This window comes from Streptomyces sp. NPDC086554 (genome assembly GCF_040686095.1).
Lineage (GTDB): Bacteria > Actinomycetota > Actinomycetes > Streptomycetales > Streptomycetaceae > Streptomyces.
On sequence record NZ_JBFBJK010000019.1, the window covers coordinates 147291 to 172535 of the forward strand.

A 25245-nucleotide genomic window follows, 5' to 3' on the forward strand; every position below is an offset into this window, starting at 1 on the left:
ATAGTAGGCGACGGGCCTTGGGCGCAGTGGCATGCTGCCGGTGCCGATCGCGTGCGGTGTTCGGCAGGTACTGCAACGTGGACGGCATGGGTCTCGGCAGCTTCAGCCGTAAGCGGCGCGGTAGTAGGCGACGGCCCCTCGGTGCAGTGGCACGCTGCCCGTGCCGATCGCGTACCGCTCGTCGAGATAGCCGCCCGGCACCTCGGGGCCCGGCAGCTGCTCCCTGGCCTCGAACATCACACGGGTCACCGCCTCCGCCACCTCCGCGGAGAGGCCACGGCGGGCCACCAGATAGCTGGGGACGCCCACCGTGGGCACCGCGTGCGGAACCCCGTAGGTGCCGGCCGGCACCTCTACCGGGACGTATGGCGCAGCGTGGCGTTCGCGCAGCGCCGACGCCTGGCCGTCGAGCGGCAGCAGACGTACCGGTGTCCCGGCCGCGAGGCGGGTGATCGCCGCGGTGGGGATGGTGCCGCACCAGAAGAGGGCCGCGACGTCGCCGCGCGCGAGGGCCCGCGTGGACGCGTCGAGGTCGAGCCGTACCTCCCGCACCGGGCGGGGCAGGCGGGCGGCGGCGAGCACCCGTTCGGCCACCACTGCGGTGCCCGAGCCCGCCGCGCCCACGGCGACCCGGCGACCGGCCAGGTCCGTCAGGCTCCGCAGAGGGGAGTCCGCGGGGACGGTCAGGTGGAGGTAGTTGAGGTAGATCCTGGCCAATGCCCGCACTGGGACGGGGGACCGGAAGCCGCCCGCGCCCGCCTGTGCGTCCGCGGCGGTGTCGCCCAGGGACAGGGCGAGGTCGGCATCGCCGGTCGCGAGGAGACGCAGGTTCGCCACGCTGGCCGAGGTGTGCAGGACGTGGGCTTTCAGCCCCGGCTCCCGGGTGCCGAGCTCGTGGGCGAGACGCTCCCCGAAGCGGGCGAAGGGGCCGCCCTGGGCACCTGTCGCCAGGGTGAGTCGGGCGGTCGGTCCTTCGGACCCTCCCGGCAGGCATCCGGATGCGGCGGCGAGCCAGGGAAGGGCGGCCGCGGTGGCGCCCAGGACGGTCCGCCGGGCGGGACCCGCGGCCCGTTTCACTTCTCCTCGAGGATCTCGCGCAGCGTGTCGACGGCGTGCGCGCGGTGCTCGTCCAGGTGCCGGACGGCGGTCTCGGTGTCACCGGCCCGCAGCGCCTCGACGATGGCCCGGTGCTCGTGGACGACGCGCTCACGGTTGGGGGACGCCACGTAGTACAGGGAGCGGTAGGCGTCCGTCGCGTCCCACAGCGTGGAGATCAGCCGGATCAGCCGGGGCATGCCGGACGCCTCGATGAGGGCGAAGTGGAAGCGTCGGTTGGCGGCGGCCATCGCGCTGACGTCGCCGGCCTCGCTCGCCTCCTCCACGGCGCGCTCGGCCTCGTCGAGCGCGTCGAGGAGCGTGGGGGAGAGCCGCGTGCAGGCCTCGCGGACGGCCTCGGCCTCGAGGAGCTCGCGGATGCGGTACACCTCGCGCAGGTCGTCGAGGGACAACTGCGTGACGAAATAGCCGCGGTGCACCCGGTGCACGACCATGCCTTCGCCCTCGAGGATCTTCAGCGCCTCCCGCAGCGGCACCCGGCTCACCTCGAGCCGCTCGGCGAGCGCGTCCTGGCGGATCGCGGTGCCCGGTTTCAGCTCGCCGCTGGTGATGGCGCGCCGCAGTTCGTCCAGGACGAACTGCTGGGCGGTCGGTGGCCGCCGCCGCTGTGCCGTGCTGCTCATCACCCGTCACCTCTTCTTCTCCGGCGCCCGGTCCTCGGTCACGCCGCGTCCATCTTCCTATCCGGCCGCCTCCGGTGCGTCCGCGGCCCCGTCCTGCTCAAGGCCGAGCTCGGCGAGGAGCGCCGCGGTGTCCTCCCCGAGGCGTGGTGGCGCGGTGCGATAGGCGGCGGGCGTGGCGCCGAGCCGGATGGGGTTGGCCACCTGGTCGGCGGGTGCTTCCCCGCGCGGGTCGTCGATGGCCGTCCGCGGGTCGAGCCCCAGGCGCTCGGCCAGGTCGAAGGCCGCGGCCAGGTCGTTGATCGGGCCGCAGGGCACCCCCGCAGCGGTCAGGTCCTCGAACCACTCGTCCGCGGTCCGCGCGGCGAGCGCCGCGGCAAGCTCGGGCAGGAGCTCCTCGCGGTGGGCGACCCGCGCTCTGTTCGTCGCGAACCGCTCGTCGTCCGCGAGGTCCGCCCGGCCGACGCACGTGCACAGGGTGGTGAACTGCCGGTCGTTGCCGACCGCGAGGACCAGCGGCCGGTCCTTCGCCGCGATCACTTCGTACGGGACGATGCTCGGGTGCCGGTTGCCCATCGCCTGGGGCACCACCCCCGCACCGACGTACGCGGAAGCCTGGTTGGTCAGCGCCGACAGGAGCGAGGAGAGCAGGGACACCTCCACCTTCTGGCCGACGCCGGTGTGCTCGCGGTGCCGCAGCGCGGCAAGGATGCCCAGGCCGGCGTGGAGTCCGGTGATCACGTCCACCAGGGCCACGCCCGTCTTGGTGCCCTGCCCGCCGGGCTCCCCGGTGACGCTCATCAGGCCGCCCATGGCCTGGACGAGGAGGTCGTAGCCGGGCAGCCGGGCCCCGGCGTCGGTGCCGAACCCGTTCACCGAGCAGTACACAAGGCCGGGGTTGAGGGTCCGCATCTCCTCGTAACCGAGGCCGAGGCGGTCCATCGTGCCGGGCCGGAAGTTCTCGACCAGTACGTCAGCCCGGGCCACGATCGCGCGGGCAGCCTCCTGCCCCGCCTGCTGCCCGAGGTCGAGCGTGACCGAGCGCTTGTTGCGGTTGACGCCCAGGAAGTACGTGGCCTCCCCGTCGGCGAAGGGCGGGCCCCAGGCCCGGGTGTCGTCCCCCGTGCCCGGCCGCTCGATCTTGATCACCTCGGCGCCGAGATCGGCAAGGAGCATGGTCATGTACGGCGCCGCGAGCACCCGCCCGAAGTCGGCGACGACGATCCCTGACAGTGCCCCCGGGGGCGCGGGGCTGAGCCGGCCCGGCATGGCGGCTCCCTTCCTCTGGTCCTCCGGCCGGAGAACGTACGCATGGTCCTCCGGCCCGAGAACGTACGCACCGGAGAGCGGATAATCAATACTGGATCCAAAATCCGATCTGGGGCTAGCCTATGCCCCACCTGCCCCGCACACCCCGATCCGGAGGCCGCCCATGCGCACCCATCCCTTCGACCTGTTCGCCATCGATGGCCTGCTCACCGAGGAGGAGCGAGAGATCCAGCGCACCGTCCGCACCATGGGCGAGCGCGAACTGCGCCCGCAGGTCGCGCAGTGGTTCGAGGACGGTGCCATCCCTGCCCGTGAACTCGCCCGCGAACTGGGCAAGTTGGGGGTTCTCGGCATGCACCTGGAGGGGTACGGCTGCGCCGGCACGAGCGCCCTGTCCTACGGCCTCGCCTGCCTCGAACTGGAGGCCGTCGACTCCGGACTGCGCAGCCTGGTGTCCGTCCAGGGCTCCCTCGCCATGTACGCGATCTGGAAATACGGCTCCGAGGAGCACAAGCGGGAATGGCTGCCCGGGATGGCCGCGGGCGAGAAGATCGGCTGCTTCGGCCTGACCGAGCCCGACGCGGGCTCCGACCCCGGCTCCATGCGCACCACAGCCCGCCGGGACGGCACCGACTGGATCCTGAACGGCACCAAGATGTGGATCACCAATGGCTCGGTGGCCGACGTCGCCGTCGTGTGGGCCCGCACCGACGAGGGCGTGCGCGGCTTCGTCGTCCCCACCGGCACCCCCGGCTTCTCCGCCCCCGAGATCAAGCGGAAGCTGTCGCTGCGCGCGAGCGTCACCAGCGAGCTGGTCCTTGAGGACGTCCGCCTGCCCGCCGAGGCCATGCTGCCGTCAGCGCGCGGGCTCTCCGGCCCGCTCGGCTGCCTCAACGAAGCCCGCTTCGGCATCGTCTTCGGCGCACTGGGCGCCGCCCGCGACTGCCTGGAGACGGCGATCTCCTACGTCGGCGACCGCACCGTCTTCGGCCGCGCCCTCGCCTCCTACCAGCTCACCCAGCAGAAGCTCGCCGACATGACGCTCGAACTCGGCAAGGGCATGCTGCTCGCGCTGCAACTGGGCCGCCTCAAGGACGCGGGGCAGCTGACGCCCGAGCGGATCAGCCTCGGCAAGCTCAACAACGTACGCGAGGCCATCGCGATCGCCCGCGAGTGCCGCACTCTGCTCGGGGCCAACGGCATCACCCTCGAATACCCGGTGATCCGCCACGCCAACAACCTCGAGTCGGTCCTCACCTACGAGGGCACCAGCGAGGTCCACACGCTGGTGATCGGCAAGGCCCTCACGGGCGAGGGCGCCTTCCGCTGATCTGCCAGTTCGTATAGACCTCGGCCCGGAGTTGAGCCGCCGGGGGTTGACCCGGCCGTCGAGCAGCCTGGCCATGAAGGCGATGACCTCGGCCATGCGGTCCACGTCGACCTCGGCGGGCCCGCCCTCCGGCAGTAGGAACCTGCCGCCGGTCTGCCGGTACAGGCCGTAGAACAGCCGCCCTGTACGAACGGGGGGGTCAGGGAGAGCACGGGCGGTTGAGCATCAGCCCTCCGCCCGCCCTGCGCCGGGCTCGCCGCCCAGGACGTACAGCTCCGGCAGGTTGACCACGACGGCCTCCTGCGTGCTGCGGGCGATGACCACGACCGCCTCTTCGTCGGGGCTCGGGTTCTCCTCGCGGTGCGGGACGTACGGGGGGACGAAGACGTAGTCGCCCGGTGCCGTGCGGATCCGGATCTCCTGCGGGGTCCCGTCGGAGTCGTCGAGGAAGACGAACTCCGGGTGGCCCTTGATGACATGGATGGCCGTCTCGGACGCGCCGTGATGGTGGTCGGAGGATGCGGTGCTCGGGGCGACGTGCGTCTGACCCATCCAGATGCGCTCCGAACCGACGCTCCGCCCGCTGATCGCGGCGAACCGCCGCATGCCGCCCGTCTGCGCCGTCTCCCCGTCGAGGGCATCGGCGCGGATGTGATGCAGGCGGGAGTTCAGCGGTGGTGCGCCGGACGCATGGCCGGGGAGGTCGGGGTGGAAGGCGTCATGAGGAGCGGCGGCCGACTCGTCGTCGGAGGACGAGGGCGCGGGGTGCGGGGCCATCGGAATCATCCTGCTCGTCGGGGCGGGCCGTGACGGCAGGGCCGGATGCGGGCAGGCGCACACCGGCGGTGGTCACGGACAACAGCGGTTGTCGGCAGCCATCCTGGCAGGAACCGCCGCCGCGGATCACCTGCGGGACGGCCGCCGGCGGCCGCTGTCATCGGGGTGGCGGTCGAGCAGCAGATCCGTGGCACGGCCTAGGGCCTGTCCGATGGGTCGGGCCGGTCTTTGCGCCGGGTGCCGATTCAGCAGGGCCGAGCGGGCCCTGGTGCGTGCAGCTGCAAGGCGGAGGAGGGCGACAACGCGGAGCGTTGGCAACCGACGACAACGCGGCAGATGGGCGTGCCAGGGGTCGCGACCCCGGCAGGACCCATCGGACAGGCCCTAGCACTTGGGCGCGGCTGCGGTCGCCGTGGTCGGCGGCGAGGACGTGTTCGCCGATCGCCGCGCAGAAGGCGAGCAGGCTGCGGGCCTCGACCTCGCCGCACGCGGCATGCGTGTCGCGCCCATGATGTGCCCCACCTCACTTCCCGCCGCGTGTACGCCACCGTATAAACGGGCTATCGTCGCCTTATACGCCACCGTATAAGTGAACGGAGACAGCGAGATGACCGTCGGCTTTGTCGCCTTCCACTACCCGCACCCTGAGCACTTCGAGGAATTCGTCGGCCGCGCGCACCAGGTGGGCGACGTGTTGCGAGCCAGCTCGGGGTGCCTGTCCGTCGATGTCTGGGCCACCCCCGACGGCGACGCCGTCGTCACGATCGGCACGTTCGAGTCCGATGAGGCCCACCGGGCGGCGCTCGCGGCGGCCCGCGACCTGGACGCCGTCGCCTTCGACGAACGCGAACGCAAGCCCCGCCAGGTCCACCCCCTCGTGTCGAAGTAGAAGTAGGGGACTGCCGTGATTACGCGTGAGATCGACGGTGCGGTGGGAGTGCGCCGTCTCCCCGAGGCCTTCTGTGCGCTGAGTTCACTGCCGGTCATCGACTACGTCGACCGCTTCGCCCTCGCCACGGACGCCGTAGCCTCCCCGGAGCAGTGGGCCCGTGCCATGTTCGGCGACGTCCCCAGCCCTGCCGAGCGGTTCATCTGGCGCGGTCTGCTCGGGATCCGGCTCAGCCGGGGGCGATCGCCGCAGACCGTGGCCGGCTGGCGGATCGCCGAACGCGGCGAGGACTGGATACGGCTCGAGGCCGCCTCCTGGTTCCTGACCGGCAACCTTCTCGTGGAGGCGGCCGATGGGCGGGTGTCGCTGGGGACGTTCCTGCGCTACGACCGGTGGTTGGGCCGATGGCTGTGGCCCCCGCTGTCCGCCGTCCACCGCCGACTGGTGCCGGGGATGCTGCGCGAAGCGGAGGCGAAGGTGCGCACCGCGCGCTGAGGCCGTGCAGCGGGGGCCCTGGGGCCGGCGGCGCTGGACGCGCCGGCCCCTGAGCCTTCTGGACCACTACGCCTTCTGGACCACTACGCCTTCTGGACCACTACGCCTTCTTGACCACGCTGGACTTGAGCTGCATGGGGCCGAATCCATCGATCTTGCAGTCGATGTCGTGGCCGTCCACGCCGTCCTCCACGAGGCGGATGTTGCGGACCTTGGTGCCCGCCTTGATCCCGCTGGGGCTGCCCTTGACCTTCAGGGTCTTGACCACGGTCACCGTGTCGCCGTCGGCGAGCACGTTTCCGACCGAGTCCTTGATGACGGCGGTTCCACCGTCGGTGTCGGGGGTCTCGGCGGCTGCCGGGGACCACTCGTGCCCGCACTCCGGGCAGACCAGGAGTGCGCCCATCTCGTAGGTGTAGGCGCCGGCGCACTCGGGGCAGGGGGGAAGGTTCTCGCTCACCGCAGCAGTGTAGGCGCTGACCAGCCAAGACGCCGCCGTGAGCCGGCCCCGCCGGTCAGTGGGGAAGCTCGACCGACACGTGCGGGTGCAGTGCCCGCAGGAAGTCCGCCGCGTCGAACATCGCGCCGGCCGAAGCCACCCCCGTGGTGCGGGTCCGCCCGGCCAGGACGCGCCGCACGGCCTCCACAGCCAGGGGAGCGGTGACGGCGTAGATGTCCTGGCCACGGGCCGTGGCGCGCCGCTCGACGCCGTCGGCGCGAACCAGGACGTCGACGACGAACGTCTGGTCCGATCGCCCCAGGCCGTCGACCGGCTCCGGCGCGGGCGTGTCCTCGTCGGCCAGGTCCCGCGCGGCGTCGGCGGCCATATAGGTACGGACTTCGGGTACGGCCACATGGCTGGGGACGGTGACGACATCGGCCATGGTGAACTCCGCGATCACCGCTCGCTGGCCCAGCGGCTCGGGGAAGTCCCAGTCCTGCTCCGGCAGCTTGTCGTCGTGGTACTCCAGCGCCCCGCCCGCGAACCGCACCCGACGGCCCCCGCGCCGGTCGTGCGACACCTCGCCCGCGGCCCGGGTGCCCGCCGTGGGATGCCAGCTGGTCAACCCGTAGGCGACATGCGCCTCGTCGGCGGCGGACCACTCGCCCATCGCCGCGGTCACCAACAGGTCGCCGAGACCGCCGAAGAAGGCCATCGCGGGCACCACGGGTACGTCCGCCTTCCGGGCCGCTTCCGCATGGTCGGCGAACATCGCGACGTTCGCCTCGATCTCCGCCGCGACGTCGATGTACGGGATCCCCGCGCGCAGCGCCGCCTCGACCACCGGGCCTCCCGTCACCGCGAACGGCCCCGCGCAGTTGATGACCGCCGCCGCCCCGGCAAGGGCCCGGTCCAGCGAGCCCGCGTCGTCCACGGTGGCCGGCCGCACGTCCACGTCCCCCAACTCGGCGTACAGCGCGTCCAATTGGACCGCGCTGCGACCGGAGGCGATCGTGCTGAAGTCGCGTCTTCGCAGCTCGGCGACGATGAAGCGGCCGGTGTGCCCGGTCGCGCCGTAAACCACAACTGCTCCTGCTGTACGCATGGTTCCCCCGCTCGCGATGTGCTGATGGGTCCAGTGTTGCCGCCGATGCGGCCCGACCGTGATGGTCCGGAACGACAACACCCATACACTTTCGGACATGCCCACTGTCGCGCTGCCGGCCGCCGGTCACCTGCTGCACTTCGAACTGGCGGTGGCCTACGAGATCTTCGGCAACCCTCCGCGCGAGGCCACCCAGGGCTGGTACGACGTACTGCTCTGCGGGCCGGGACCGGTGCGGGTCGGCCCGTTCACGGTCGAGCCCGATCACGGTCTCGAGCGGCTGGCCGATGCCGACACCGTGATCGTGCCCGCGTGCGCCGACATCGACGATCCGCTGCCGGGGGAGCTGATCGACGCCGTGCGGGCGGCTCACGAGGCGGGCGCCCGGGTCGCCTCCCTGTGCACCGGGGCGTTCGTGCTCGGCGCCGCGGGCCTGCTGGACGGCCGACTGGCCACCACCCACTGGGCTCACGCCGCGGAGCTGAGCGCACGCCATCCGCGCGCCATGGTCGATCCGGACGTGCTGTACACGGACAACGGCAGCGTGCTTACGGCCGCAGGCAAGGCAGCCGCCGTCGATCTCTGCCTTCATCTGGTCCACCTCGACCACGGCGCCGCCGTCGCCAACTCCGTCGCGCGCCGCCTCGTCGTGCCGCCCCATCGGCCCGGCGGCCAGGCTCAGTTCGTGTCGACGCCGGTACAGGTCACGGGCGACCACACGCTGTCCCACCTGCTCGCCTGGGTACAGGAGCGCCTCGACAAGCCGCTGACCGTGACGGACATGGCGCGGAAGGCCAACACGAGCCCGCGCCATCTCGGACGGCAGTTCCGGTCGGTGATCGGGCAGACGCCACTCCAGTGGCTCCTGATCCAGCGGGTACGCCGCGCCCAGGAGTTGCTTGAAGCCACCGACGAGAGCATCGAGTCGATCGCACTGGCCACCGGCATGGGCACCGGCACGACCCTGCGGCGCCAGTTCAAGCGGGTCGTCGGGGTGCCGCCGCACAGCTACCGGCGCTCGTTCCGCAGCGTCAGGCCTCCGGGTCCGTGATCTGCGTCCGCGACGCTCGGCGATCTGCCGGTTCGTCAGCCCCTCCGCGACCAGCGAAGCCACCTCCCGCTCCCGGGTCGTGAGGCTGCCCGGCTGTGCGGTGGCGCGGTCCCGTGCCCGCGGGACCGGCGCGGAGCGCCGCCCGGCCGAAGGCTCGCCCCCCGCTTCGGGGAGCGCGTCCGTGCCCTCGGTCACGTGCGTCACCGACTCCGCGAGGCTCAGCCCGGCACCCCGCTCGTGCTGAGCCGCGTACGCCGAATCTCCCGGCGCCGCCCGCACCTTGGCGACGGCCGTGTCGTGTTCAGTGTGCAGTATGGCCACGTTGAACAGCCGCACGCCGCCGATCCTGACCCAGATCGAGTCCGCACTTCCAAGGAGCCAGGCGGCCCGTTCGTCGCGTCCCGCGCGCGCCGCGGACCAGGCGAGCAGTTCCAGCGCGATGGCCGCGCCGAGCCGGTCGTCCACGGTCTGCTTCAGGGCCAGTGCCTCGCGGCCGAGTCTGTCCCGCTCCTCGGCCCGGGAGTCGCCGTGCGAGAGCCACAGCACCAACTGCCGGTAGAGCAGACAGTAGCTGCGGGTCCAGCACTCGCCGGGGGCCGTCTCCAGCCAGAGCGCCGATCTCGCGCAGTTCTCGCTTTCGCCCGCCGTGCGCATGACTGGGAACTGCCACGCTACGCGCTGTTCCGCACGCTGCGGTGCTGTTCCGACGCCTGACCCGGGCGGAGTTGTCACGGGAGGGGCGGCCATCGGGCCGATCGGGCAGGCCCCCTAGTATCCGCGCTTGTGACTCAACCTTCCTCCTACCTCAGTGCAACAGCGGACGCCTACGACGCCATGGCCGTCATCTACGCGGAGTTCGCCCGCAACTCGCTTGACGCGCTTCCGCTGGATCGCGCGGTGCTCACCGCGTTCGCCGACATCGTGCGGAGCGCCGATGGGGGGCTCGTCGCCGAGTTGGGATGCGGTCCGGGGCAGACGACCGCGTACCTGCGGGACCTGGGGCTCGACGTCTTCGGCGTAGACCTCTCGCCGGTGATGATCGACCTCGCCCGCGCGGCCTACCAGGACCTGCGCTTCGAGGTCGGTTCCATGGACGCCTTGGACGTGTCCGACGGCAGCCTGGACGGCATCGTGTCCTGGTACTCGGTCATTCACACCCCACCGCAGGAACTGCCCCCGTACTTCACCGAGTTCCAGCGGGTACTCGCACCCGGAGGACATCTCCTGCTCGGCTTCTTCGAGTCGGAGGGGGAGCCGGTCACGCCGTTCGACCACAGAGTGGCGACTGCCTACCGGTGGCCGATCGATGACCTCGCGGGGCTGGCCGGCGCGGCCGGATTCGTCGAAGTCGGCCGGATGCTGCGTGAGCCGGGCGAGGGGGAGCGGTTCCGCCGGGGGAATTTGATTTTGCGTAAGGCTGATGCGTAAGGCCTTTGGGCAAAGCCTTCGGGCAAGGCGAGCAGCACGGGGCGGCGGCCGGTCGCGGTCTTGTCCTGCGGCGTCAGAACCGTAAGCATGATCGGCATGGGCAGGGTCTATGACGATGAGCGGCTGGCGGGCGTATATCAGGGCGGCAATGAGATGCCCGATGCGTCACTCCACGACTGGACACACTTGATCGGTTCCTTCGTGGGGCGGCCGTCGCCTGCGGTGGTGGAGATCGGGGCGGGCACGGGTATGTTCTGCGCTTCGATGGCCCGTCGGCTCAACCCCTCGCGAGTGATCGGGATCGACGTTTCCGTGCCCATGCTTGCTGAGGCTCGGCGGCACAACTCCCATGCGACGGTGGAGTATTTGGCGGGCACAGCGGAGGCCGTGCCCACTCGCTCCGATCTGTTCGACCTGGCCCTGCTGTCGCGCGTGATCCACCATCTGCCCGACCGCGTCCGGGTCGCCCACGAGCTGGCCCGCGTTCTCCGGCCCGGCGGAACGACCGTCATCCGCACGACATTTCGCGAGCGGCTCGACGCCCTGGTCTACGACTACTGGCCCGGCCTCCGTGAGTTGGACGAACAGCGATTTCCCTCCAGGTCCGAGGTGCTGGAGGACTTCGCCCTGGCCGGATTCACGGTCCGGACCGTCATCTCCTTCGCTCGCCCCGTCACCGCCAGTCTCCGCGACTACCACGCCCGCATGCCCTCGCAGCCCCAGTCGAAGTTCGCCCAGCTCACCGCCGCGGAATTCCAGGAAGGGCTTGGGCGGCTGCGGGCCGACGCCGAGGACGAGCCGACGACCCGACCGGTTCCTGTGAGGGAGCGGTACGACGTGGCTGTGTTGTCTCTCGCCTGAGCACAGGCACGTATCTGCGCAAGGCGCTCGAGCGCCGCCTTGGGCAGTCGCCGGGCGAGCGGGGCGGGGAGCCACCAGGCACGCGTCCATCAGGATCGCCACGGCGAGGCCGAGGCCGAACTGCTGGAGGATCCGGTCGGCGCTCAGCATGAAGGCGCCGAACACCACGATCACGATGGCCCCGGCCGCCGCGGGTGCCTCCTCATCGACCTGGCGCAGCACACCAAGGGCGGCCCGCAGCTCCCGCAGCGTCTCGCGGCTGCCCGCCTTGATCGCACCGAGCGCCTCCTCGGCCTGGGCGGGATCCTTCTTCAGCCGGTACAGCGCCAGCCGGTACAGAGCCGCACCCGCCTGCACGTTGATCATCGAGATGTTGTGGCCGATCACCATCGTCGCCGCCATGGCGATGGCGGCCTGCATCCGGCCCTGGGAGGTAGTACGCCCCGATGGCCAGCACCGTGAACCAGCCCACCGCCACCGGATACCCGCGCCGTCCTCGCCCCGGCTCAGCCGCTGTCCCTCGGCGACCGCCACCAGCACGAACGTGCCGACGGCCCGTGCAGCGTCGGCGCCGGCGCCACGAGGCAGCCGGAGACGTGTCTGATCGAAAGGCGGCACGCGTCCATTCTTCGCGCGACGCCGATCAAAGGTCCTCGGGGACATTGAGGGACCATCAGCGGCCGCAAGCCTGATCCGTGCCGACGGACGGTGATCGCGGACTTGATAGGTTCGTCTGTCATGACCCCGATACCTCTCGACATACGTCTGCGAAAGCGCGCCAAGAACGCAGAGGCGTGGGGGTTCGTGCTGATGGCCGTGGCCATCGCGCTGTGGGTGTGGTTCGCCGTGCTCCTGCTGGTGCCGTACGACGCCGGCGGCTCCGGTACGTGCGAGTCGCGGTTGTTCACGGACGGCCCCACCGCCAACGCACAGGCGGACTTCCGCAATCCGTGCGCCGCCCAGCGGGACTGGCCCGAACTGCTCGGCATCCTTGGTCTTTCGGTGCCGGTATCCGTCGCGGGAGCGGTCCTTCACACCAGCGGCGTCGCCTCCCAGCGGCTGAACGAGCACGCTGCCGAGATCGCCCGCCTCAAAGAGCTGGTCGAGCGGAGAGGCTAATCGCCGGATCTGATCCCGGCTCGACGGGTCTGACGGCTGATCATGTCAAGCAGTGCGGCATGGGTCTGCCGGTCGGCCGCCACGATCAGGCCGCCCGCGCCCGTGTGCAGAGGCTGGCCGTGGATGCCGGTCACCGTGCAGCCGGCGGCGCGGCACAGGGCGATACCGGCGGAGAAGTGCACGCTGTCGCGGAGATGTCCGTCGGTGATGTAGGCGGCCCTGCGGCCGGCCGCGACCCAGGCCACCGCCAGAGTGGTGGAGACGACGCGGGGCCGGAACTCCTGGACGAAGTCCGGGTCGGCGAGCAGCCGAACCGCCCGGAAGGAAGGGTCGTTCGGGAACGGCGGGTCGAGGTTGACGTCCACAAGGCGTGAATCGGGGGAGGGCGCCAGTTCCTCGTCCACGCCACCGCGGCGCAGGCAGGCGCGTTCCCCGTCGGTCCAGAACACCTCTTCGGTGAACGGATCGGCCGACGCGGCGACCGTGATGTCCGTTCCCACCCGCAGGGCGACATTCACCGCGACCAGCATGGTGTGCGCGGCGTAGTTGAGCGTGCCGCACAGGGGGTCGACCAGCCATCGGCGTGCCGCGTCGCCCGCGCCCTGATGACCGCCTTCCTCGCCGGTGACGGCATCATCGGGCCGAGCGGTACGCAGGACGTCGCAGATGGCCTTCTCCGCGGCGAGGTCCGCGGCCGTCGCGAAGTCGCCGGCCGTCTTCTCGAACCTGGGCAGCGAATCCCCGTACATGGTGCGCACGACAGCGGCTCCGGCTCGGGCCGCCGCCACTGCCAGTTCGGCATCAGGTTCCGTGTTCAGTGTCAGCACGCTCGCAGAGTAGTCATGGTCATGGTCGGCTCGCGCCGGACCCCTGCGGGTCGGCGGGCTGCGGGTCGCGCAACAGGGCGAACGCCCTTGGCGTACGCCGTGGTTGTGGGGTTCGTCGCCATGTCGCGGCGGCTGGATCGCCTCCTAGGGTGACCGGCACTTCGCCGCGGCGGCGAGCCGCTCGGCGCCGCTGCCCGTAGGAGGCTTCCATGATGGACGGAATCGCCCAACCCCCCACCCACACGGCCCCGTTGCCCCGTCGTGCGGCCTCGCTCAGACGCCGGCTGCGCAGGATCGGCCTGCCGGTCGCCGCTCTCGCCCTCGCCGCCGGGGCCTCCCTGTTCGCCCCGGCGCCGCAGGCCCGGGCGGCGGTAGCTCTGGAGCGGGTGACCGACTTCGGGGCCAACCCGGGCGCTCTGAACATGTACGTGTACCGGCCGGAGTCGCTGCCCGCCCATCCGGCGGTGGTGGTGGCCCTGCACGGCTGCACGCAGAGCGCCCAGATCTATGCCGACAACTCGGGGCTGACCAAGTTCGCCGATCAGTACGGATTCCTGCTGGTCTTCGCCGAAACGACGACGTCGAACAACATCAACAAGTGCTTCAACTGGTTCCAGAGCGGGGACACGCAGCGGGGCCAGGGCGAGGTCGCGTCGATCCGGCAGATGGTCGCCAAGGCAGGCTCCGCCTATGGCGGCGATCCCGCCCGGACCTACGTCACGGGCCTCTCGGCGGGCGGTGCGATGACCGCGGCCATGCTCGCCACCTACCCGGACGTCTTCCAGGCCGGGGCGGTGGTCGCGGGCCTGCCCCACCGTTGCGCCACCGACGTCGTCTCCGCGTACACCTGCATGAACCCGGGGGTGACCCGGACCCCCGCGGCCTGGGCGAAGAACGTGACGGACGCCGCCCCCGGCCACACCGGCCCCTGGCCGCGGGTGGCCATCTGGCACGGCGACCGGGACACCACGGTCGTACCGAAGAACGCGGACGCCCTGCGCGATCAGTGGACGGCCGTGCACGGCCTGGGGCAGAGCCCGGACCGTACGTCCGCCATCGGGCCGAACAGCACGCGACGTGAGCAGTACCTGGCCGCCGACGGCAGCGTCGCGGTCGAGGTGGACCGGGTGCCGAACGTCGGCCACGGCACACCGGTGGACCCCGGCACCGCTGCCCAGCAGTGCGGCGCCACCGGGACCGCGCACTTCATCGCATCGATCTGCTCCAGCCACTGGATCACCGAGTTCTTCGGGCTCAACGGCGGCTGACTGTCGTCGTCTGACTGTCCTCATCCGACTGTTTTCATCCGGCAGGTCGTCGCGCCTCCGCCCGCCGCATCCCTTTCCCGTACACGGAGACAGCCGCATGCGCCCCCATAGAGCCGACGCCAACATCCCACCCGGGCATCGCAGTTCAGACCGCTTCCGCCTCCGCCTGCTGCTCCGCATCACCACCGGAGCGGCCCTGCTCCTTGCGCTCACTGCCGCCCCGAGCGCAGCCGTGCCGCCCGCGCCCGCGGAGGGGAGCTGCGCCCGCCTCGACCGTCTTGAAGTGCCGGGCGCCGAACGCCAACAGGGCGCCTGTCTGGATGAGTTGACCACCGCCGGAACCGTCGGATCGGGTCATACAGACCCGGCCGACTGGGCGGGCCTGACCCCCAAGGACCTGTCCACCCCCACCGGCGTGCCCGGCATCCAGGTCGACGGCTACTTCCCCGACACGTCCACGACCAACACCCACCACGGCTGGAACCACGACGCCCAGTTCGTCATCCGGCTGCCCGACCGGTGGAACGGCGGCCTGGTGATCGCAGGCACCCCTGGAAACCGGGCGCAGTACGCCAATGACCGGGCCATCGGCGACTGGGTGCTGGCCCGCGGGTATGCCTACGCCGCCACCGACAAGGGCAACACCGGACCCCACTTCTATCGCGACGGCCGGCGGCCGGGCGACGCCGTCGTCGAATGGAACCGGCGCGTCACCCAACTCACCAAGGCCACCCGCACGGTCGTCGCCCAGCGCTACGGCAGGCATCCCACCCGCACCCTGGCCACGGGTATCTCCAACGGCGGCTACCTGGTGCGCTGGCAGCTGGAGAACCATCCCGAGCTCTATGACGCCGGTGTGGACTGGGAAGGCACGCTGTGGCGCGCGGACGGACCGAACCTGCTGACCTTCCTGCCGACCGCGCTGCGTGCGTACCCCGCCTACGCGGCGGGCGGCTCCGGCGTCGCCCGAGCCCACCGGCAGATGCTTGCGGCGGGCTTCCCCGCGGGCTCGGAGTTCCTGTGGCCCTACCACCACCGCTCGTACTGGGACTTGACCCAGCGCGTCTACCGAGAGGAGTTCGACCCCGACTTCGACGGCTCCACAGAGGCAGGCACCCCGTATTGCGCGCCCGGCACGCCGGCCTGCGACGCGGACTACGACTACGCGTCCCGTCCGGCGGAGGTCCACCGGGCCGTGCAGCGGGTAGCGCTGACCGGCAGGATCGGAAAACCGCTGATCACGCTGCAGGGCACCCTCGATGTGCTGCTGCCCATCAGCCGCGACGCGGACGTGTACGCCCGCATGGTCCGCGACGCGGGCCGCGGCGACCTGTTCCGCTCCTACCGCATAGAGGGCGCCACGCACACCGACTCGCTGTTCGACACCTTCCCCGACAAGCTCCGCCCACTGCTGCCCTGCCACCGCTCGGCGTTCACCGCCACGGAACACTGGCTCCGCACCGGCCACGCCGCACCACCCAGCCACACGATCCCGCGCCCCACCGGGGCGGACCCGACGACCTTGCTGGCCAACTGCCCGCTGGCCTGACGACTGCGTACGTACATCCCCGTGGCCCGGCCTCAGCCGTTCGGACAGGCCTCCTTCACCAGCTTGTCGCGCAGGACCGCCCACTGGGCGGCCATGTCGTGCACCAGGTACAGGTCGCGGCGGCGACTCCAGGGCTGGCCCGACTCGGTGCCGCCGGGCAGGTTCTTGCGGAGCTCGGCCACCCGACGGCACGATCACCTGTCTCGAAGCCCACGTCGTGCAGGTGCGGGACGAGCGCGCGGGTGGCGCCCCGGTCGTCGAGCTCCGCGGCGAGCGTCGCGCGCATGTGGTGGTCGAGCCCGCCGCCCGAGCGGTCGGCCGCGACGGCCGGTGCCGCGCCGAGGACGGCCGGGGTGGCGACGGCGGCGGTCAGGGCGGCTGCGAAGTCACGTCGTTGCACAGAAGGGCCTCTCTGGTGCGGGCGGTACCTGGCGCATGATCGACGCCGTGCGGCCGCCGTGGCTGCCCGTCAGGCGTCCGCCGCGTACCGCCAGAAGTCCCGCATCAGCTCGGGGAAGCTCGGCCCGCCCATCTGCAGCTGGCTGAGCATGATGGTGACCGTGCCGGTGGCCGGGATGATGTGCGCGGTCGTGCCGGTGCCGCCGACCCAGCCGTAGCGCCCCGGCACGCTCCAGGGTTCGGCCCGCTCGACGTCGACCGCGGCGCCGAAGCCCCAGCCCATGCCTTCGAGGAACAAGCCGCCGGCTTCCCGCTCGGCCACGGTCAGATGATTGGTCGTCATGTGCCGGACCGACGCGGGGGAGAGCAACTGGCGGTCGCCTGCCGCCCCTTGGGCCAGCAGCATCCGGCCGAAGGCGCGCCAGTCGTCGGCGGTGGAGACCAGGCCGCCCGCGCCGGACGGGAACGCGGGCGGATGGCTCCACTGCCCGTCGGCGGCGTCGAGGAGGTCGAGGCCTCCCTCGGGACGGGCCCCGTAGTACGCGGTGAACCTGTCGAGCTTGGCGGGCGGCACGGCGAAGGCGGTGTCGGTCATCCCGAGCGGTTCGAAGATCCGCTCGGCGAGGAAGTCGGGCAGCGTCCTGCCCGTGACCCGGGAGATCAGCACGCCCTGCAGTTCGGAGCTGAGGTTGTACAGCCAGCCGTCGCCCGGCTGGTGCAGCAGCGGAATCCGCCCCAGGGTGGCCATCCAGTCGTCGGGCGCCGCCACGGCCTGCGGCGCGGGAGGGCCCTGCTTCAGCTCGGTGGCCAGCGCCGCGACCGCGGGCAGCGAGAAGTCGGGCGCGAAGCCGTATCCGGCGCGGGAGCTGAGCAGATGGAAGACGGTGATGGGCCGCACCGCGGGGACCACGTCGTCCACCGGCGAGGCCGGCGTGCGTACGACGCTCGGTGACGCCAGCTCGGGCAGCCACCGGGCGACCGGGTCGTCGAGCGCGACCCGCCCGTCCTCGACCAGCATCATGACGGCCGCGGCAACGATCGGTTTGGTGATCGATGCGATACGGAAGATCGAGTCCCTGGCCATCGGGGCGCTGCCCTCGACGTCGACGGACCCGACGGCCGCCACCTCGATGCGGTCACCGCGGGCCACCAGGCCCACGGCTCCGGGCACGGAGCCCTTGTCGACGTGTGCTTCCAGCGTTTCGCGCAGATCGGCCATGCGTCCACCTTCTCAACCTGTGACGGGCATGTGGTCGAAGGTAGGACTCCCGCCGCGCCTCGGAGTCATCGAAGCCATCGGTGCCGGTTGCGGTCCGCCGGCCAAGCGGACCGCGCGGGATGGTGTGGGGGAACCACCCCGCGCGGATTGGCCTCCTCAGCCCGTGATGTTCACATCGATGCAGGCGTAGAAGGCGTTGGAGGTGTCGGCGATGTTCCACACCGCGAGCACCTTCTGCTTGCCGCTGAGCCCGCCGAAGTCGACGGTGTGGGTGACGGTGTCGCCCGGCTTGGCGCCGCCGTCGTCGACCTCGGCGATCTTGTTGCCGCCGACGAAGTACTGCCAGGTGCTGGTCGCGTGAGCCGCCGTCAGCTTCCAGCTGAACTCCTGGGACGAGCCGACGTCGGTGGTCTGCCAGCCCTTGTTGTCGTCGTCCAGCTCGGCGAACCGCTCATTGCCGCCGCTGCAGGTCGTCTGACCCTTGGGGCCCTCGACGCTCTGCGGTTCGTGGGTGATCTCGCCGCAGCTCACCGTGCCGGCCGCGCACTGGGCCTGACGGCTCGGGGGCGCGTTGACGTATCCGTGCGCGCCGGCCGGGGTGACGGAGGTCAGCACTAGTACGGGCGCGAAGGCCGCACCCAGGGCGGCCGCCAGCTTCTGCTTCTTGTTCATCTCTGCTCCCTCGGAGGTGGGGGGATGAGGGGGACGGAGACAACCGGGCGCCTCGGTCGACTCATTGGCCTAGACCATACTGATTGTCGGGGCCCCGTCAACCCTTCAACTGTTCCTCCAGGGGCGGAAGTTGTCGCCGACCTGCGTCGACGCGATGACGTTTTGCTCGGCAGGAGCGCCCCCCCGCGCCGTGATCATTGAGCACCCCGAAAACATGCGATTACGGAGAGGGAGGAGACGAGCTTCATCGGCCGCCGTCACGAGCTGTCTGTGCTGCGCAAGGCCTGGACCCGTTCCCGGCTGGTAACCCTGACGGGGACCGGAGGGGTCGGCAAGACCCGTATCGCCGTGCGCTCAGCCGCAGAAGCGGCGAACGAGTTCGACGACGGGGTATCACCTTGAGGACAAGCGCATGCTGCTGGTCCTCGACACCTGCGAGCACCTCGTGGAAGCATGCGCGGACCTCGCCGTACTGCTGCTGCGCGCCGCCCCCCGTCTGCACGTCCTTGCTACCAGTCGGCAGCCCTTTCCCCTTCAGGACGCGCAGCAGTTCCTGGTCGAGCCGATGCCGGTCGTCGACGGGGCGGCGGTGCTCTTCGCGCAGCGCGCCCGCGAGGCGTGTCCTGGCTTCGCACTCACCGACAGCAACCGGCAGTCGTCTGGAAGACCGCTTCCAGGTCCTCGTCGAGGAGGCCGCGGGGGCAGATCCGCAGACGTCCACGTCCGGTGGGGCGAACCGGCACAGTACGCTCCGTACGGCCATCGGCTGGAGCCACGAGCTGTGTCAGCCGCACGAGCGGTTGCTGTGGGCTCGGCTCTCCGTATTCGCCGGGGACTTCTCCCTCGACGCCGCCCAGCAGGTGTGCGCTCACTCTCCTCTGGGGGAAACGGAGATCGCCGATCTGCTCGCCGGGCTCGTCACAAAGTCTCTGCTCGTCCGCGACAAGTGGCCGGACGGCGAGCGCTGTCGCCAGCTCGACACCGTACGGGCGTACGGCGGCGAATGGCTGCGGCGCCTCGGCGAGGAGCAATCGCAGCAGAGCCGTCACCTCGCCTGGTGCCAGGCGTTCGCCGAGCAGGGCGAGCGGGATTGGTTCGGCCCCGGCCAGGCCGCTGTCTTCCACTCGGCCCGGCGCGAGCACACCCACCTCTTCTCGGCGCTCGACTCCGCCTTGTCCACGCCCGGCCAGGAAGAGGCCGGCCTGCGGCTGGCCGGGACGCTCTGGTTCTACTGGGTCGGCTGCGGGCTGTTGGGCGACGGCCGGTACTGGCTGGACAGAGCCCTCGCGGCCGCCTCCCGCCTCACTCCCGATCGGCTCAAGGCCCTCTGGGGCACCGGATACGTGGCCATTCTCCAGGGGGACTCGGCGGTGGCCGTGTCCATGCTGGAAGACTGCCGAGCCCAGGCACTGCGTATCGACGACGACGCCGCGTACGCATACGCCACCCACCGGCTCGGCTGTACCGCGCTGATCCGTGATGAACACGACGTGGCACAGAAGTACTTCGAAACCGCCCTCGCCCGATACGCAGCCCTGGGGGAACTCAACAGCAACGTGTTGATGGCCCGGATCGAGCTGGCCATGGCATTCGCCTTCCAGGGCGACCTTGAGCGCGCCGTCGAAGTCTGCCAACAGGCCCGCCACATCTGCGATGTGCATGGCGAGCGCTGGGGCAAGGCGTATGTGCTGTATGTCCTCTCGTTTGCGCCGTGGTCCTGCCCATCGAATTCATCGCCCTGCTCCATGCGGTCGGCGGCCGCAGCCGCCACGCCGCCGTGCTTCAAGGGGCGGCCCACCGCATCTGGCGGAGGGTCGGTCTTCCCCTCTTCGGCTCTGCACACTTCAACGCTCCGCACGATGCCGCCCGCACCCTCGGTCGCAAGGAGTTGGGACAGAAGGACTTCGACATGGCCTTCGCGCGCGGCACCCAGCTCAGCGTCGACCAAGCCGTCGCCTTGGCACTGGACCCAGCGCCGGAGCCGCGCTGAGCCATGCCAGGCACCGCGGCGAGGTCACGTACCGAGCGGAGCCGCGAGTTCGCGCACCAACTGGAAGGACCGGACACGGTCGGCGAGGTTGTAGACGGGCGTCACCAGCATCAGCTCGTCGGCCTCGGTGACCTCCGCGAGCCGCGTAAGCCGCTCCTCGACCAACTCCGGTGTCCCATGGGCCTGGTAAGCGGCGAACGCAGCGAGCGCCGCCTCCTCCCGCGCATCGAATCGATGCGCCGCCGCGGTCGCCGGACTCGGGAAGGGCACATCGCTGTGCCCCTGGAGCAGGCCCGCCTTCACGACGGCCATGGGCCGGGTCAGCTCATCGGCCCGCTCCTGGGTCTCCGCGCACACCACCTCCACGCACACCAGGACGCGCGGCTTCTCGCACCAGACGGAGGGCCGGAACGCCTCGCGGTAGTGCGCGAGCGCCTCGATGGTGTTCTCGGGGCGGATGTGGTGGGCGAACGCGACCGGCAGGCCCTGTTCGGCGGCGAGTGCCGCCCCCGCGCGGCTCGACGCGAGGAGCCAGGGCTCGGGCAGCTCGCCGAGGCCGACCTCGGTGAGGAATTCCAGCGTGGCGGCGACATCACGGCCGTACTCCTCGTCCGTGGCGGGATCCGCCCCGCGGCGCAGCGCACGCGCCGTTCCCTCGTCGAACGTCCCAGGGCCACGCCCGATCCCGAGGTCGATCCGGTCGGGATGCAGCGCGGCCAGCGTCGCGAACTGTTCGGCCACGGTGAAGGGCGCGTGATTGGGGGCGAGTACGCCGCCCGAGCCGACCCGCAGGCGCGACGTCGTGGCGGCGATGCGTGCCGTCATGATCGGCGGCGGGAAGGCGCCGATGGCGGGGGAGCGGTGATGCTCGGCGAACCACAGCCGGTGGTAGCCGAGACGGTCGAGTTCCTGGGCGGCACCGTCGCAGTTGCGCAGCGCGTCGGCGGCCGACGTACCGGCCTCGACCATGGCAACTTCCAGTGCGGAGAGCGGTAGTTCGATCATGCGCTCAGCATAGGACGGGCCGAGTCGAGGCTTCCGCCCGGTCAGGGAGTGGGAATGCCGCCGGGGCGCGCCGGGCGCCCGAACCGCACCGGCACCCCCGGCGAATACAGCACGCTCACCGGGTCACCCACGGGCCGGGGCAGCCCCGCCGCCACGACGAGGTCCTCGTCGCACGCCACCAGGTCCGCGCGGTGCAGCGGCCAGCGCGGGTGCACGTTCGGCAAAAACATCTGCCGCCCGAAGAATGTGTTGTGCATGCCCCACCGCGCCGTCAGGAAATGCTCGAACTCGGTGGGCTCCGCCACCCGCTCGCCCACCCGCACCGCGATCCGGCTGTGCGCGCCGCGCGGCCCGGGCCAGCGCCTGCTGCTCGTGTACGTGACGATGTCGCCGCTGCGCCGGATGCTCATCCGGGACCACTGATAGGGCAGCCGAAAGGCACCACGCGCGACCGCCACCGGTATCAGCCGCGAGGCGTCGAGGGACCGGAAGACGACGCCGCGACGTCCGTGGCCGTCCACCGAGTAGAGCCGTACGTTCGTCTCGGGGAAGGTCCCCAGGTACGGAATACCGGGGAGCCGGAACCAGCCCACCCGGTGCATCCGAAACGCAACGAGCCCCACATAGGTGACCCCTCCATGGACATCGGGCACGGTGCCGGCGGGCAACAGCGGCGCCACGTCGTCCGGATCCACGGCCCAGTGCAGAAACGCCAGATCCAGCCACGACTGCGTGAGCAGCGGGTTCACGGCGGAGGAGGGCGGGTCGGCGGTTATGGGTTCCGGCGAGGAGGAGGTGAGGGCCACGGGATCAGAATTGCAGGGGGCTTGGGCGGGGGGATGGGTGGGGTGGCTTCGGGGTCGGCGGATCAGCAGGGGACTCCATGCGCACGGGTGCGGCCGGGGACTCACTGGCCGGCGCAGAGTTGCGGCGGCTCGCGACCTTCGGCAGTCGACCGCCGTCGCGGATCGGGGGTGTGGTCTCCGTCCGTACGGACACGGCGCGGGATTCACCGGCTGGCAGCGCTGCGGCGGCTGAGGCCTGGGCGGCGGACCGCCTCGCGGATCGGGTCCGGTGCCCGTCGGCATGGGTGCGGCCGGGGTTGCCCGGCGCCCGTGGAGCTGCGCCGGTTTGTGGGCGTTGACAGTCGAACGACGTATCGCGGATCGGGGGATGGTCTCCGTACACGGAGTGCGGCGCACCCGGGGCTTCAGCTGTCGACCGCCGTCGCGATCTGGGGGGTGCGGGTCTCCGCCCGCACGAGCGCGGCCGGGGGGGGGGCTCCGCCCGCACATGCGCGGCCGGGGGCTCCGCCCGCACCTGCGCGGCCCCGGGCTGCCCGCCCCGCAGAGTTGCGGCGGCTTGTGGGCCTTGGTCGTCGACGGCCGTCGCGGCTTGGGACTCCTGACAAAAGGGGTGGGCTTGACCTGGCCAGAGGTCGGTGTCGTGCACGAGGCCGCCGGGTAGCGGGACGCGGTCAGCCGCGTCATCGCACGCGATAAACCGGGTGACGTCGGCGATCATCCCCGGGACACTGGTCGCCCATGGATGAGGTCGAAGTCGTCGTCGCCCATTCCGAGCGCGCGACTCTGCGCGTCGGCGACGTGTTCTTGAAGGTGGATGCCGATCAGGCGCGCATCGACGTCGAGGTCGATGCGATGTCCCTCGCGCCGGTCCCGACCCCGGAGGTCCTGTGGCGCAAGCCGCCCGTGCTCGCGATCGCCGCACTCCCGGGGACGACGCTTGGGCGCCTCGGCGGGCCGTCGACCGGGTCGCCGGCGGCGTGGGCCGCGGCGGGTGCCGCCATCCGGAAGCTGCACGAAGCGCCCCTGCCGCCCCTGCCGGGCCGGGCCGGCCGGAGCGTCGTCGCGCTGGCGGCGGAACTCGACGACGAGTGCGAGTCGCTCGTGACGAATGGTGTCCTGCCCGCCGACCTGGTCACCCGCAACCGCCAGGTCGCCGAGGCCGCGCTCCGGCCGTGGACTCCGGCGTTCACGCACGGCGACCTGCAGATCGCACACGTCTTCGTCGACGGCGACGAGGTCACAGGCATCATCGACTGGTCCGAGGCGGGCCAGGGTGATGCCCTGTACGACCTCGCCACCTTCACGCTCGGACACGAGGAGCACCTCGACGACGTCATCGACGGCTATGGCACCGACATCGACCTCGACGTGATCCACGCGTGGTGGTCGTTGCGAAGCCTGCTGGCGGTTCGCTGGCTGATCGAGCACGGCTTCGACCCCTCCGCGCCGGGCTGCGAGATCGACGTACTGAGATCCCGGATGTGAGGCTGCGCGGGCCCGACTCCTCGGGGGTGTCGTCGGACCGTTCACCTCGCCTGCGGCGCACCTCCGTGGTGCGATGGAACGGGGGGAACGGGGGTAGGGAGGAGAGAGCGATGGTCCCACCAGCAGCGGAGCCCAGGAGCGGCGCGGCCCCGGTATCAGTCCGCCCGCTGGATGAGGCGGACCTGGATCGGGCCGATGAGATCTGCAGGGCCGCCTTCGGGACCTTCCTGGGGGCACCCGATCCGTTCGGGACCGTCGACTACGTCCGTACCCGCTGGGCGGCCGACCCGCAGGCGGCGTTCGCGGCGACGGTCGAGGGCGAAGTAGTCGGATCGAACTTCGCCGCCAACTGGGGCAGCGTCGGGTTTTTCGGACCGCTGACCGTACGTCCGGATCTGTGGGACCAGGGCATCGGCAGGCGTCTGATGGAGCCGGTCATCGACTGCTTCGACGCCTGGGGGAATCGCCACCTCGGCCTGTTCACCTTCGCGCACAGTCCCAAGCATCTTGAGCTCTACCGCCGATACGGTTTCTGGCCTCGATTCCTCACAGCCATCATGAAGAAGCAGGTCACAGAAGGTGCCGCAGTCCCCGGCCGGGTGCTCTACGGCGAACTGCCCGCCGCCGAGCGGCCCGACGCACTGAGCCTCTGTCGCGCACTGACCGGAGCCGTGTACGAGGGCCTGAGCCTGGAACGCGAGATCGTGGCCGCGCACGCGCAGGGACTCGGTGACACCATCCTGCTCCATGGCGCCGGCTCCGAGCTCGACGGCCTGGCCGTCTGCCACTGCGGAGCCGGGTCGGAGGCCGGCCTGGACGTGTGCTTCGTCAAATTCGGCGCCGTACGTCCTGGTCCGGAGGCCGCCGACCGGTTCGAGCGACTGCTCGACGCATGCGAGCGGCTGGCCGCCGAGCGCGGGCTGGGGCAACTGGACGCCGGCATGAACCTGGGGCGCCCGGATGCCTACCGGCGCATGATCGACCGCGGTTTCCGCACCTGGTTGCAGGGCGTGACCATGCACAGGCCCAACGAACCCGGGTACAGCCACCCCGACGCGTATGTGATCGACGACTGGCGCTGACCACCGCCGCGCTCGGCCCGCTGGGAAGGCCGGTGCTGTCAGAACCCGTGAATCCGGATCTCCCAGCGGATACGCAGGCGGCGGAACCAGTGCAGCAGCGCGATCGCTCCTTCCACGACCCACCGGTACACGCCCAGGCCGGAGCCGTGCCCGCCCGGCGGGCTCCGGCTGTCGACCGTCGTCGCGGGTCTGGGGGTGTGGTCTCCGCCCGCGGGCGCGGCCGGGGCTGCCCGGCCCGCAGAGCTGCGCCGGCTTGTGGGCCTGGTCGTCGAACGCCGTATCGCAGATCGGGGTGGCCTCCGTACGCAGAGGTGCGGGCGCCCGGACTGCTCGCCCCGCATGGTGCCCGCAGGGTTGCGGCCCCCGAGGCTTCAGCTGTCGACCGCCGTCGCGATCTGGGGGTGCGGGTCTCCGCCCGCACGAGCGCGGCCCGGGGCTGCC

General features: G+C 71.1%; 23 protein-coding genes and 4 pseudogenes. 12 read left to right on the forward strand and 15 right to left on the reverse strand.

Going from position 1 to position 25245, the window contains the following annotated elements; genetic code table 11:
- Window positions 1-102: 102 nt before the first annotated feature.
- From AB0O76_RS29150 to AB0O76_RS29160, 3 genes are read right to left on the reverse strand one after another with little or no spacing between them, the layout of a single operon-like run.
- Entirely contained in the window at window positions 103-1077 is a 975-nt protein-coding gene (locus AB0O76_RS29150) for a TAXI family TRAP transporter solute-binding subunit (protein ID WP_365496990.1), read from the reverse strand.
- Window positions 1074-1739 (reverse strand): GntR family transcriptional regulator, encoded by a 666-nt coding sequence (locus AB0O76_RS29155; RefSeq protein WP_365496992.1) that lies wholly within the window; start codon window positions 1737-1739, stop codon window positions 1074-1076. Before AB0O76_RS29155 ends, AB0O76_RS29150 begins: the two co-directional genes overlap by 4 nt.
- Before the next feature lie 57 nt (window positions 1740-1796).
- The gene (locus AB0O76_RS29160; protein ID WP_365496994.1) at window positions 1797-3005 is read right to left on the reverse strand and encodes a CoA transferase; all 1209 of its coding nucleotides are present in this window, start codon (window positions 3003-3005) and stop codon (window positions 1797-1799) included.
- Between the two features lie 163 nt (window positions 3006-3168).
- Between AB0O76_RS29160 and AB0O76_RS29165 the strand changes: the two genes are divergently transcribed.
- Entirely contained in the window at window positions 3169-4335 is a 1167-nt protein-coding gene (locus AB0O76_RS29165; RefSeq protein WP_365496996.1) for an acyl-CoA dehydrogenase family protein, read from the forward strand.
- Between the two features lie 225 nt (window positions 4336-4560).
- Here the strand turns inward: AB0O76_RS29165 and AB0O76_RS29170 are convergent, their stop codons facing one another.
- Window positions 4561-5112 (reverse strand): cupin domain-containing protein, encoded by a 552-nt coding sequence (locus AB0O76_RS29170; protein ID WP_365496998.1) that lies wholly within the window; start codon window positions 5110-5112, stop codon window positions 4561-4563.
- A 385-nt stretch (window positions 5113-5497) separates the two neighbouring features.
- Window positions 5498-5593: pseudogene (locus tag AB0O76_RS29175) on the reverse strand (TetR/AcrR family transcriptional regulator); the annotation flags it as partial.
- Between the two features lie 126 nt (window positions 5594-5719).
- Here AB0O76_RS29175 and AB0O76_RS29180 point away from each other — a divergent pair.
- Together AB0O76_RS29180 and AB0O76_RS29185 are read left to right on the forward strand one after the other, a co-directional pair.
- Complete coding sequence (locus tag AB0O76_RS29180; protein WP_365497000.1) at window positions 5720-6001, forward strand: antibiotic biosynthesis monooxygenase; 282 nt, start codon at window positions 5720-5722, stop codon at window positions 5999-6001.
- Between the two features lie 15 nt (window positions 6002-6016).
- The gene (locus tag AB0O76_RS29185; RefSeq protein WP_365497002.1) at window positions 6017-6496 is read left to right on the forward strand and encodes a hypothetical protein; all 480 of its coding nucleotides are present in this window, start codon (window positions 6017-6019) and stop codon (window positions 6494-6496) included.
- 100 nt (window positions 6497-6596) lie between these two features.
- Here AB0O76_RS29185 and AB0O76_RS29190 read toward each other — a convergent pair whose 3' ends face one another.
- Both AB0O76_RS29190 and AB0O76_RS29195 read right to left on the reverse strand, forming a co-directional pair.
- The gene (locus AB0O76_RS29190) at window positions 6597-6956 is read right to left on the reverse strand and encodes a zinc ribbon domain-containing protein YjdM (RefSeq protein WP_365497004.1); all 360 of its coding nucleotides are present in this window, start codon (window positions 6954-6956) and stop codon (window positions 6597-6599) included.
- A gap of 55 nt (window positions 6957-7011) precedes the next feature.
- Window positions 7012-8043 (reverse strand): saccharopine dehydrogenase NADP-binding domain-containing protein, encoded by a 1032-nt coding sequence (locus AB0O76_RS29195; protein ID WP_365497006.1) that lies wholly within the window; start codon window positions 8041-8043, stop codon window positions 7012-7014.
- A gap of 97 nt (window positions 8044-8140) precedes the next feature.
- On the opposite strand from AB0O76_RS29195, the gene AB0O76_RS29200 reads away from it, so the two are divergent.
- The 3 genes from AB0O76_RS29200 (at window position 8141) to AB0O76_RS29210 (ending at window position 11383) form a co-directional block, all read left to right on the forward strand.
- The gene (locus AB0O76_RS29200) at window positions 8141-9094 is read left to right on the forward strand and encodes a helix-turn-helix domain-containing protein (protein WP_365497008.1); all 954 of its coding nucleotides are present in this window, start codon (window positions 8141-8143) and stop codon (window positions 9092-9094) included.
- Window positions 9095-9877: 783 nt separating this feature from the next.
- A complete protein-coding gene (locus tag AB0O76_RS29205; protein WP_365497010.1) occupies window positions 9878-10522 on the forward strand; it encodes a class I SAM-dependent methyltransferase in 645 nt (214 codons plus the stop codon).
- Between the two features lie 96 nt (window positions 10523-10618).
- The gene (locus AB0O76_RS29210) at window positions 10619-11383 is read left to right on the forward strand and encodes a class I SAM-dependent methyltransferase (protein ID WP_365497011.1); all 765 of its coding nucleotides are present in this window, start codon (window positions 10619-10621) and stop codon (window positions 11381-11383) included.
- A 186-nt stretch (window positions 11384-11569) separates the two neighbouring features.
- On the opposite strand, the pseudogene AB0O76_RS29215 reads toward AB0O76_RS29210, so the two are convergent.
- Window positions 11570-11770 (reverse strand): annotated as a pseudogene (locus tag AB0O76_RS29215) (histidine kinase dimerization/phosphoacceptor domain-containing protein); the annotation flags it as partial.
- A 351-nt stretch (window positions 11771-12121) separates the two neighbouring features.
- Between AB0O76_RS29215 and AB0O76_RS29220 the strand changes: the two are divergent.
- On the forward strand, window positions 12122-12502 hold the full coding sequence (locus AB0O76_RS29220; RefSeq protein ID WP_365497013.1) for a hypothetical protein: 381 nt from the start codon (window positions 12122-12124) through the stop codon (window positions 12500-12502).
- Here the strand turns inward: AB0O76_RS29220 and AB0O76_RS29225 are convergent.
- Entirely contained in the window at window positions 12499-13329 is an 831-nt protein-coding gene (locus tag AB0O76_RS29225) for an inositol monophosphatase family protein (RefSeq protein WP_365497015.1), read from the reverse strand. The genes AB0O76_RS29220 and AB0O76_RS29225 overlap by 4 nt on opposite strands.
- 284 nt (window positions 13330-13613) lie before the next feature.
- On the opposite strand from AB0O76_RS29225, the pseudogene AB0O76_RS29230 reads away from it, so the two are divergent.
- A pseudogene (locus AB0O76_RS29230) lies at window positions 13614-14591 on the forward strand (PHB depolymerase family esterase); the annotation flags it as partial.
- 103 nt (window positions 14592-14694) lie between these two features.
- Window positions 14695-16146, forward strand: a complete 1452-nt coding sequence (locus tag AB0O76_RS29235) for a tannase/feruloyl esterase family alpha/beta hydrolase (RefSeq protein WP_365497017.1) — start codon at window positions 14695-14697, stop codon at window positions 16144-16146.
- Between the two features lie 32 nt (window positions 16147-16178).
- Here the strand turns inward: AB0O76_RS29235 and AB0O76_RS29240 are convergent, their stop codons facing one another.
- From AB0O76_RS29240 to AB0O76_RS29250, 3 genes are all read right to left on the reverse strand, one after another.
- Window positions 16179-16328 carry a hypothetical protein gene (locus tag AB0O76_RS29240; protein ID WP_365497019.1) on the reverse strand — a complete coding sequence of 50 codons (150 nt, stop codon included), beginning with the start codon at window positions 16326-16328 and terminating at the stop codon, window positions 16179-16181.
- Between the two features lie 287 nt (window positions 16329-16615).
- Window positions 16616-17764: a serine hydrolase domain-containing protein gene (locus AB0O76_RS29245; protein ID WP_365497021.1), complete on the reverse strand. Its 1149-nt coding sequence runs from the start codon at window positions 17762-17764 to the stop codon at window positions 16616-16618.
- Between the two features lie 156 nt (window positions 17765-17920).
- Window positions 17921-18436, reverse strand: a complete 516-nt coding sequence (locus AB0O76_RS29250; RefSeq protein WP_365497023.1) for a lytic polysaccharide monooxygenase auxiliary activity family 9 protein — start codon at window positions 18434-18436, stop codon at window positions 17921-17923.
- A gap of 800 nt (window positions 18437-19236) precedes the next feature.
- Here AB0O76_RS29250 and AB0O76_RS29255 point away from each other — a divergent pair.
- Window positions 19237-20520 (forward strand): hypothetical protein, encoded by a 1284-nt coding sequence (locus AB0O76_RS29255; RefSeq protein ID WP_365497025.1) that lies wholly within the window; start codon window positions 19237-19239, stop codon window positions 20518-20520.
- Here AB0O76_RS29255 and AB0O76_RS29260 read toward each other — a convergent pair.
- Both AB0O76_RS29260 and AB0O76_RS29265 read right to left on the reverse strand, forming a co-directional pair.
- Window positions 20451-21431: an LLM class flavin-dependent oxidoreductase gene (locus AB0O76_RS29260; RefSeq protein ID WP_365497027.1), complete on the reverse strand. Its 981-nt coding sequence runs from the start codon at window positions 21429-21431 to the stop codon at window positions 20451-20453. The genes AB0O76_RS29255 and AB0O76_RS29260 overlap by 70 nt on opposite strands.
- A 41-nt stretch (window positions 21432-21472) precedes the next feature.
- A complete protein-coding gene (locus AB0O76_RS29265) occupies window positions 21473-22237 on the reverse strand; it encodes a DUF2071 domain-containing protein (protein WP_365497029.1) in 765 nt (254 codons plus the stop codon).
- A gap of 738 nt (window positions 22238-22975) precedes the next feature.
- On the opposite strand from AB0O76_RS29265, the gene AB0O76_RS29270 reads away from it, so the two are divergent.
- Together AB0O76_RS29270 and AB0O76_RS29275 are read left to right on the forward strand one after the other, a co-directional pair.
- Entirely contained in the window at window positions 22976-23722 is a 747-nt protein-coding gene (locus tag AB0O76_RS29270; protein ID WP_365497031.1) for a phosphotransferase, read from the forward strand.
- A 110-nt stretch (window positions 23723-23832) separates the two neighbouring features.
- On the forward strand, window positions 23833-24804 hold the full coding sequence (locus tag AB0O76_RS29275; RefSeq protein ID WP_365497033.1) for a GNAT family N-acetyltransferase: 972 nt from the start codon (window positions 23833-23835) through the stop codon (window positions 24802-24804).
- A gap of 38 nt (window positions 24805-24842) precedes the next feature.
- Here the strand turns inward: AB0O76_RS29275 and AB0O76_RS29280 are convergent.
- Window positions 24843-24953, reverse strand: a pseudogene (locus AB0O76_RS29280) (IS5/IS1182 family transposase); the annotation flags it as partial.
- Window positions 24954-25245 lie beyond the last annotated feature (292 nt).